Here is a 2,500-nt window from a genome sequence, read left to right on the forward strand (position 1 = left end):
AAATGAAAAAGCCCTCTTCGCTTGAAGAGGGCTATTCATGTTAGGCCCTGGAGATGACCTACTTTCACATGGGGAGGCCCCACACTATCATCGGCGCAGCTACGTTTCACTTCTGAGTTCGGAATGGGATCAGGTGGTTCCATAGCGCTATTGTCTCCAGGAAAACTAGTGGTTGTGTGATTAAATCACAACAACAGCATTCTTTGGTTTAGTTGGTTCAGTCTAGCGACATTACTTGTTACATTTTTCTGAGACCTATTATATGGTCAAGCCTCACGGGTCATTAGTATTGGTTAGCTCAATGCATTACTGCACTTACACACCCAACCTATCAACGTCGTAGTCTCCGACGGACCTTTAGAGAGGTTAAACCTCTAGGGAAATCTAATCTTGGGGTGGGCTTCCCGCTTAGATGCTTTCAGCGGTTATCCCGTCCGTATTTAGCTACCCGGCAATGCCATTGGCATGACAACCGGAACACCAGAGATACGTCCACTTCGGTCCTCTCGTACTAGAAGAAGCTCCCCTCAAATTTCCAACGCCCACGGCAGATAGGGACCGAACTGTCTCACGACGTTCTGAACCCAACTCGCGTACCACTTTAAATGGCGAACAGCCATACCCTTGGGACCGACTACAGCCCCAGGATGTGATGAGTCGACATCGAGGTGCCAAACTCCGCCGTCGATATGGACTCTTGGGCGGAATCAGCCTGTTATCCCCGGAGTACCTTTTATCCGTTGAGCGATGGCCTTTCCATACAGAACCACCGGATCACTAAAACCTACTTTCGTACCTGCTCGACTTGTCTGTCTCGCAGTCAAGCACCCTTATGCTTTTGCACTCAAAAGCGCGATTTCCGACCGCGCTGAGGGTACCTTCGCACTCCTCCGTTACTCTTTCGGAGGAGACCGCCCCAGTCAAACTACCCACCATGCAATGTCCCCAACCCGGATAACGGGTCTAGGTTAGAATTTCAAATATTTTAGGGTGGTATTTCAAGGATGGCTCCACACCGACTGGCGTCGATGCTTCAAAGCCTCCCACCTATCCTACACAAAAAGATTCAAAATCCACTGCAAAGCTATAGTAAAGGTTCACGGGGTCTTTCCGTCTTGCCGCGGGTACACCGCATCTTCACGGTGATTTCAATTTCACTGAGTCTCGGGTGGAGACAGTGTGGCCATCATTACGCCATTCGTGCAGGTCGGAACTTACCCGACAAGGAATTTCGCTACCTTAGGACCGTTATAGTTACGGCCGCCGTTTACTGGGGCTTCGATCAAGAGCTTCGCATTACTGCTAACCCCATCAATTAACCTTCCAGCACCGGGCAGGCGTCAGACCCTATACTTCCACTTTCGTGTTTGCAGAGTCCTGTGTTTTTGATAAACAGTTGCAGCCACCTTTTCACTGCGGCCCTCTCAGGCTTATGGAGTAAATCCTTCACCTAAAAGGGCGTACCTTCTCCCGAAGTTACGGTACAATTTTGCCGAGTTCCTTCACCCGAGTTCTCTCAAGCACCTTAGAATTCTCATCCCGACCACCAGTGTTGGTTTGGGGTACGGTTTCTATATAACTGAAGCTTAGAAGTTTTTCTTGGAAGCATAGCATCAACTACTTCGGAGTCCGTAGACTCACCGTCATCACATCTCGGCATTAAGATCCCGGATTTGCCTAAGATCTCTGCCTACTTGCTTAAACTGGGATAACCGTCACCCAGCTAGTTTAGCTTTCTCCGTCCCTCCATCGCATTATATAGAAGTTCAGGAATATTAACCTGATTCCCATCGACTACGCATCTCTGCCTCGCCTTAGGGGCCGACTCACCCTGCTCCGATTAACGTTGAACAGGAAACCTTGGTCTTTCGGTGTGGGAGTCTTTCACTCCCATTAACGTTACTCATGTCAGCATTCGCACTTCTGATACCTCCAGAATCTCTCACGAGTATTCCTTCACCGGCGTACAGAACGCTCCCCTACCACTTAATACTTAAGTATTAAATCCGCAGCTTCGGTATATCGCTTAAGCCCCGTTGAATCTTCCGCGCAGGCCGACTCGACTAGTGAGCTATTACGCTTTCTTTAAATGATGGCTGCTTCTAAGCCAACATCCTAGCTGTCTATGCCTTCCCACATCGTTTACCACTGAGCGATAATTTAGGGACCTTAGCTGGCGGTCTGGGTTGTTTCCCTCTTCACAACGGACGTTAGCACCCGCTGTGTGTCTCCCATGATTGCACTTTCTGGTATTCGGAGTTTGCATCGGGTTGGTAAGTCGGGATGACCCCCTAGCCGAAACAGTGCTCTACCCCCAGAAGTGATACATGAGGCGCTACCTAAATAGCTTTCGGGGAGAACCAGCTATCTCCAAGCTTGATTAGCCTTTCACTCCGATCCACAGCTCATCCCCATCTATTGCAACAGATGTGGGTTCGGCCCTCCGGTCAGTGTTACCTAACTTTCAGCCTGGCCATGGATAGATCGCCTGGTTTCGGGT

General features: G+C 49.6%; 2 rRNA genes (1 of these 2 cut by a window edge). Both read right to left on the reverse strand.

The window, feature by feature from the left end:
* Positions 1-45 precede the first annotated feature (45 nt).
* Positions 46-161: ribosomal RNA gene (gene rrf / locus B9T20_RS10015) — 5S ribosomal RNA — on the reverse strand.
* A 101-nt stretch (positions 162-262) separates the two neighbouring features.
* A 23S ribosomal RNA gene (locus tag B9T20_RS10020) occupies positions 263-2,500 on the reverse strand; it runs 669 nt beyond the window's last position.

Source organism: Wohlfahrtiimonas sp. G9077 (genome assembly GCF_002252155.1).
In the GTDB taxonomy this organism is placed as follows: Bacteria; Pseudomonadota; Gammaproteobacteria; order Cardiobacteriales; family Wohlfahrtiimonadaceae; genus Wohlfahrtiimonas.